This window comes from Roseofilum sp. SBFL (assembly GCF_017746885.1).
Taxonomy (GTDB): domain Bacteria; phylum Cyanobacteriota; class Cyanobacteriia; order Cyanobacteriales; family Desertifilaceae; genus Roseofilum.
On the sequence record NZ_JAGHZH010000194.1, the window covers coordinates 21,441 to 27,727 of the forward strand.

The following is a 6,287-nucleotide window of genomic DNA, read 5'->3' on the forward strand; positions in this document are numbered from 1 at the left end:
CCATTACCACTGTCCAGCGCCATCATTTATCGGTTGAGAACACTAGGCCAATTACGATCTCCTTTAGCAATATTGCCAGGTATATCCCGACTCCATTGGGCTTGTACACCTTTACTATAGTTCAGGTACAATTTCCCTTCATGGATTGCCCAAGCGTTGGGATCGACTGGAGCAGTGTATCCTTCACTCACGGCTTTGGCGCAGTATCCCCCATATTGAGGAGCGTATTGGGTAGGATTCGCAGCAAATTTATCGCGGTTTTCAGCACTGGCAAAGTACCAGGTTGTTCCGTTCCATTGATGTTGGTATTCTGCTTTGCCCATCACGGCATTTGCACCCTGGTTTTGACTGAAATAGGCTACGGGATCTGCACCTCGGATGGCTACCCCTTGGCGAGAGAAAACAGGAGGGAGTTTTGTCGCTTTAGTTGCACTCGCTTTAAGAGAGGTTGGGGTTTCCCCAGTCTTGAATTGCCCTTGGGCATAGGTGTGGGCGGTAATGCCTAGAGTAAAAATAGAGGCGATCGCCAGGATGGTAAGGTAATGGTGTTTCATGAATGACTCCAAAAAGGCTAAGGATAGGAGTAAGGAATCGGTAATAGGCAATAGGGAATTTGATTGACGACCTACTACCCATTACCAGTGTCCAGCCCTATAACTTATCGATTCAGAATACCTGGCCAATGGCGATTGGCTTTGGCAATATTGCCGGGGATATCACGCACCCACTGAGCTTGTACGTCTTTATTGTAGTTGAGGTAGAGTTTCCCTTCATAGATTTTCCAAGCATCAGGATCGACTGGGGCAAGGTTGCCTTCACTCATAGCTTTGGCGCAGTATCCGCCATATTGAGGAGCGTATTGCTCGGGGTTCGCAGCGAATTTATCCCGGTTTTCAGCACTGGCAAACTTCCAGGTGGTTCCGTTCCACTCAACTGTATATTCATCTTTACCCATTACAGCTTCAGCTCCTGCGCCGTTGAGACTAAAATAGGCTACGGGATCTGCACCTCTGATGGCTACGCCTTTGCGTGAGAAAACAGCGGGACGTTTGCTGGCACCGGCACAGGGATTGCTTCCGGCGCAGGGATTAGAGCCAGCACAGGGATTTTTGCCCGCACAGGCTTTGAGGGCACTACTTTTACCCGCACAGCGGTTGGAGCCAGCACAGGGATTTTCACCCGCACAGGGATTTTTGCCCGCACAGGCTTTGAGGGCACTACTTTTACCGGCACAAGGATTGTCACCAGCACAGGGGTTTTTACCAGCACAGGGGTTGTCACCAGCACAAGGATTTTTACCGGCACAAGGGTTGTCACCCGCGCAAGGATTCTCACCGGCACAAGGATTTTTACCCGCACAGGGATTGCCAGCGCAAGCTTTCAGAGAGGTAGAAGTTTCTCCGGTCTTGTACTCCCCTTGAGCATAAGTGTGGGCGGTAATACCTACAGTAAAAATAGAGGCGATCGCTAGGCTGGCAATGTAATGTAGTTTCATGAGTGACTCCGATAAAGTTAACGATAGCTGTAACTGTTGACATTTTCATGAAACCTTACCCAACTGAAGTAGCTGTGAGAGAAATCTGAACTCTTCCTGAGAATTTTCTCTTTGGGATTCCCTTTAAGTTACGGTTGACCTCAGAAGTGTTTACTGAAGAGTGCTGCCATGCAAGCTGCTGATTGGCTCGTGAATGAACGAGGCGAACGTCATCCCTTAGAGCCTTTAAGTTCTCCAGATGCTGGGGATAAACCGTATCGGTTATATCGGTTTCTGACGGATTTAGAAACGATTTTGTGGGAGATTCCAGAAGATAGCCAGCGTTTACCGGAAATTGCTCGCTGTTTGCGTCAACTATTAGATTCTTCTCCTTGGCTACAAACCTATTATTCAGAACCGAGTCCGAATCCAGGATGGTCAATTTTATCCCTATATGACGAACCAGAGTTTACGCTGACGATTCAAATTGTGGCTTGGTTACCTGGAAATGTTTCCCCGATTCATAATCATGGCAGTTGGGGAGTGGTGGCTTTATTAAGTGGAGAAGAAAAAAATATATTTTGGCGCAGAAGTCCGACTCCTGAATTCGAGGATCGCATTGAAGCCGTAGATTCTTATATTTTAACTCCTGGAGAAATCATTACCTTTCTCCCTGATGCCATTCACAGTGTCGAACCTCTAGGGAATGAAGCCGCAATTACGTTGAATATATACGGAGAAACAAAGGTGGACAAGCGGTTTGAATTCGATTCGGTTAATCATACCGCTTGGAATTTTTAGAGCGCCAACAACCGAAGAGGAAAACAGTATACTGGGAAACAAAGCATTTATCCTCAAGCTAAAACCCATGCAAACCAGCGATCTGATTCCTTCAGCTTGGCAACAACTCCGACAAGGTAGTGTAACTTGTGATGAAGCCATTCAGCTATTAGTCGATAGCGATCGCCACCTTAACCTCTCTTTACTTGATTCTGAAGTCAGTTCTCGGTTTTGGCGTGAATTCCCCGATCGCCAGAACCTACCTCCCATTATTCCCTTACTGCTGTGGCGCAACTGCTACTATCTTGGCTCTCCCGTGAGGGTGGAAGACGATCGAATCCGAGAAATGAGCGATCGTACCCTCACCGATATTAAAATCATCCCCATTTCCCCAAAAAGCTACAGCTCTTGGCATCATACCCGTAATTTTGACCATACTCGCATCAGTGCCGCGCCCCTCGTTAACCCCATCACCGGGGAACTCGAACAAGAAAATATTACCGAAGTTACCGAACTCTACTTATCCAAAGCCGTCGGTCAAATTAGCCGCATTAAAACCATTATCTCCGGCGCTCTCCGCAACCGTGCCAGCGATATCCACCTTGAACCCCTACCCCACGGCTTGCGGGTTCGGTATCGCATTGACGGCGTACTCCGAGATATTACGACTCTCTCATCAGAAGTCAGCCGTAAAGTCATCGTTGCCCTCAAAGTCATGTCCAACATGGACATTGCCGAAAGTCGTCGCCCCCAAGATGGACGGATTGGAGAAAAATACGCCACCCAAGATAATCGAGAATTGGGCATGGATATGCGCGTTAGTACCCTTCCGTGTGTCAGTGGCGAAAAAGCCGTGATCCGCCTCCTTCCTCGGAAAAATCCCTTTAGTAAAATTGAAGACCTCGGCTTTAACCATAAAACCCAACCCATCTATCAAAACTGGCTCAAGCAACCCCAGGGCATGATTATCCTCACCGGACCCACCGGTTCCGGGAAAACCAGTACTCTTTATACCAGTTTACAATCCGTAGCCACAGAGCAAGTGAATGTAGTCACCGTTGAAGATCCCGTAGAATACATCTTACCCGGAATTACCCAAACCCAAGTCCACGAAAGAGCAGGCATGACCTTTGCCGCTGGATTGCGGGCCATTTTGCGCCAAGACCCCGATATCATTATGGTCGGAGAGATTCGCGACCATGAAACCGCAGAAACCGCAGTCCGAGCAGCTTTAACCGGTCATTTAGTCTTTACCACCTTGCATACCAATGATGCCGTGGGAGCCATTCCCCGGCTCAAGGATATCGGACCCGATCCGGGTTTGATTAGTGACGCGCTCCTGGGGATTATTGCCCAGCGTTTAGTACGCCGTGTTTGTACCCATTGTGGCGCGCCCTATCGCCCTAGTGAAGAGGATTTAAAGAAATTAGGCATTGGTTTACATGAAGCCAACCCAGAAGAATGGCGTAAAGGACAAGGGTGTGTTAAGTGTTTTCAGTCGGGATATTTAGGACGAGAGGCCATTATTGAGTTGCTTAATGTAGACGATCCCATTCACGAGTTGATTTATGAAGGGGGAGTCACTGACTTGCGCCGACATTTGAAAAACACAGATTTTATGTCCTTTCGCAAAGCAGCCACTGATAAGGTAACCCTGGGTAAAACGACGGTGGAGGAGGTGGAGCGAGTTCTCCCTCGCAGCGCCATGCAGTATAAGTTGACTTGAGAACCGAAACCCAACCTCGTGCCGTGACTGGCCGAAAATCATGTATTATACCCCCTTCCTTTTAGTGCTGTAGTACTATGGCAGCTCATATTTCTAAAGCGCTACAGCACCTTTATTAGAGTAATACAAACTGTAGTAAAATAGCTATAATTGTTGGTTAAGAGGGTAAATGTACAAAGATTTTCCTGGGTGAAAACACAATGAGAAAACTGGCAACAATCGAGCAAATAAAGTCTTCGCAGCCTGTGCCCAATGCTGATTCGCTGGATGTCGTTCAGGTACGAGGCTGGCAAGTGGTAACCAAGCGCAATGAATTTCAGGTGGGGGATCTGGCTGTTTACTTCGAGATTGACTCTTTTCTCCCCATTCGCCCTGAATTTGAATTTCTCCGATCTAGCTCCTTCAAACGTATGGGAGAAGAAGAAGGGTTTCGCTTGCGAACCGTCAAGTTGCGCAAACAACTTTCCCAAGGTTTGGTTTTACCTGTGGCGACATTTCCGGAACTTGCAGCGCTGTCTTGCTCCGTAGGGGATGATGTCACTGAGCTATTGGGGGTGCAGAAATACGAGCCTCCAGTTCCAGCCTCTCTATCGGGGTTGGTGAAGGGAGCATTCCCTAGCGTTATTCCGAAAACTGACCAAGAACGGATTCAAAACCTGTGGGAATCTTATGCTGCTACTCTCCAGGATGTTGCCTTTGAGGAAACCATTAAGCTGGATGGCTCTTCCATGACGGTGTACGTCCGAGAGGGTGAGGTGGGAGTTTGCTCGCGTAACCTAGACCTCAAGTGCGATCGCCCTGACAAGCCTCGCAATATTCTCTGGCAAGTCGCTCTGAAGCTAAATTTGCTCGAATTGCTGCCTCCACTCAATCGCAACCTAGCCATTCAAGGCGAGTTGATCGGCCCTAACATTCAGAAAAATAACGAGAAACTGACAGAACCGGCTTGGTTTATCTTTGATATTTGGGACATCGATCGCCAGCAATATTTCCCGGCATCAGAGCGGCTCTCTTTTATCCAACAGCTCGGCTTGCAGCATGTGCCCGTCGTCTCTGAATCGATTCAAGTCTTCCGCAACTTTTCTTCCCTTGAGGAGTTGCTCTCTCATGCCGATGGCCCATCTTTAAATGCCAGTAGACGAGAGGGCTTGGTATACAAATCCCTAGAGCCAGTTGATGGAGAGATGCTTTCTTTCAAGGCGATCTCCAATCGATGGTTACTCAAGAATGAATCAGGTTAAGAATAATGGTGAATAAACTCCCTTGACCGAGTTGACTGGTAACCGTAAGATAGCTTTGATGATGATGGGCGATCGCCCAGGCAATGGCTAAGACCATTTCTCTATGAAGCTGCAACTAATCGATCCTTTCTTTCTATTCCTCCTAACCAACTTAATAAGGATAATAAGGAGGAGGTATACATGGAGTTGCTGTGATATCGCATAGAAATGCGGACAAGTAATGCATAGACAGATGGACTAGGAGTACTATTACGCCACCAACTAATAAGGCTAAGGAAGGGTTTGCTGATAAAATATCGTCGCCAAATTCCTTAGCTCCATTAGCAATAAGTAGTTCAATAATTTCTTCCCTATCCCCCAGTTCTCTGGCTAAAGTTAGCGGACGTTTGCTCGAATGCTCTGTATTATCGTTGCCATAAAAAGTATAATAACGAATGCTACCTAAGTATACACCGCGATCGATTAACACCTTCACTGCTTCTGGGTAATTTCCTTGAATAGCCTCATTGATGGGAGTCTTACGAGGCCAACCGAGTGCATTCCTCTCAGCTCCATTATCTAATAGTAGTTCTATCATCTCTACATGACCGTATCTACAGGCTCGATGTAACGGCGTGTCTTCTTTTTCTGGCTCGGCATCAAGCTTGGCTCCTTTTTCAATCAACAATTGAGCGACAGCGAGTGCATTATGCTTGGCAGCATGGTGGAGAGGAGTATCGCCTGATTTATTGCGAATATGAATGTCGGCTCCTTTTTCAAGCAAAAATTCGGCGACTGGCATCGAATCTCGGCAGATTGCCAGATGCAATAAGCTCGCTCCTCCGAAGAAAGGTTCATTTCGCTTGATGTTGAGAGAATTAATATCGTCCTCGTCAGCGAGCAAACGTTTTAAGTTTTCTAGATCTCCCAACGCTGCCGCTAAATAGATACAGCGCTTTGCGCTGTTATGATGGACAGTAACAACAATGAGTAAACCAGTTTTTTAACGGTTCAGGATTAATCAACTTTATAGCTACGGATAGGAGGATATCAATCATAGCACTGGTAGTAGGAGCAAAACCTAAGA

At 47.1% G+C, this 6,287-nt stretch carries 6 protein-coding genes; 3 read left to right on the plus strand and 3 right to left on the minus strand.

Annotated elements, in window-relative coordinates; all coding sequences use genetic code 11:
* Positions 1 to 26: 26 nt before the first annotated feature.
* Entirely contained in the window at positions 27 to 554 is a 528-nt protein-coding gene (locus J7545_RS22470; RefSeq protein WP_318701137.1) for a YHS domain-containing (seleno)protein, read from the minus strand.
* A gap of 104 nt (positions 555 to 658) precedes the next feature.
* Entirely contained in the window at positions 659 to 1,495 is an 837-nt protein-coding gene (locus J7545_RS22475) for a YHS domain-containing (seleno)protein (protein WP_318701136.1), read from the minus strand.
* Positions 1,496 to 1,663: 168 nt separating this feature from the next.
* Between J7545_RS22475 and J7545_RS22480 the strand changes: the two genes are divergently transcribed.
* From J7545_RS22480 to J7545_RS22490, 3 genes are all read left to right on the plus strand, one after another.
* The gene (locus J7545_RS22480) at positions 1,664 to 2,275 is read left to right on the plus strand and encodes a cupin (protein WP_318701135.1); all 612 of its coding nucleotides are present in this window, start codon (positions 1,664 to 1,666) and stop codon (positions 2,273 to 2,275) included.
* A gap of 67 nt (positions 2,276 to 2,342) precedes the next feature.
* A complete protein-coding gene (locus J7545_RS22485; protein WP_318720138.1) occupies positions 2,343 to 3,980 on the plus strand; it encodes a GspE/PulE family protein in 1,638 nt (545 codons plus the stop codon).
* 200 nt (positions 3,981 to 4,180) lie between these two features.
* Positions 4,181 to 5,221, plus strand: a complete 1,041-nt coding sequence (locus J7545_RS22490; protein ID WP_413038557.1) for an RNA ligase (ATP) — start codon at positions 4,181 to 4,183, stop codon at positions 5,219 to 5,221.
* 151 nt (positions 5,222 to 5,372) lie between these two features.
* Here the strand turns inward: J7545_RS22490 and J7545_RS22495 are convergent, their stop codons facing one another.
* On the minus strand, positions 5,373 to 6,188 hold the full coding sequence (locus J7545_RS22495) for an ankyrin repeat domain-containing protein (protein WP_413039298.1): 816 nt from the start codon (positions 6,186 to 6,188) through the stop codon (positions 5,373 to 5,375).
* Positions 6,189 to 6,287: the final 99 nt, after the last annotated feature.

Bases quoted from the DNA above. Each gene is read 5' to 3' on its own strand.
- J7545_RS22470 (WP_318701137.1), bottom strand. From the start codon at position 554: ATGAAACACCATTACCTTACCATCCTGGCGATCGCCTCTATTTTTACT.
- J7545_RS22490 (WP_413038557.1), top strand. From the start codon at position 4,181: ATGAGAAAACTGGCAACAATCGAGCAAATAAAGTCTTCGCAGCCTGTG.
- J7545_RS22485 (WP_318720138.1), top strand. From the start codon at position 2,343: ATGCAAACCAGCGATCTGATTCCTTCAGCTTGGCAACAACTCCGACAA.
- J7545_RS22475 (WP_318701136.1), bottom strand. From the start codon at position 1,495: ATGAAACTACATTACATTGCCAGCCTAGCGATCGCCTCTATTTTTACT.
- J7545_RS22480 (WP_318701135.1), top strand. From the start codon at position 1,664: ATGCAAGCTGCTGATTGGCTCGTGAATGAACGAGGCGAACGTCATCCC.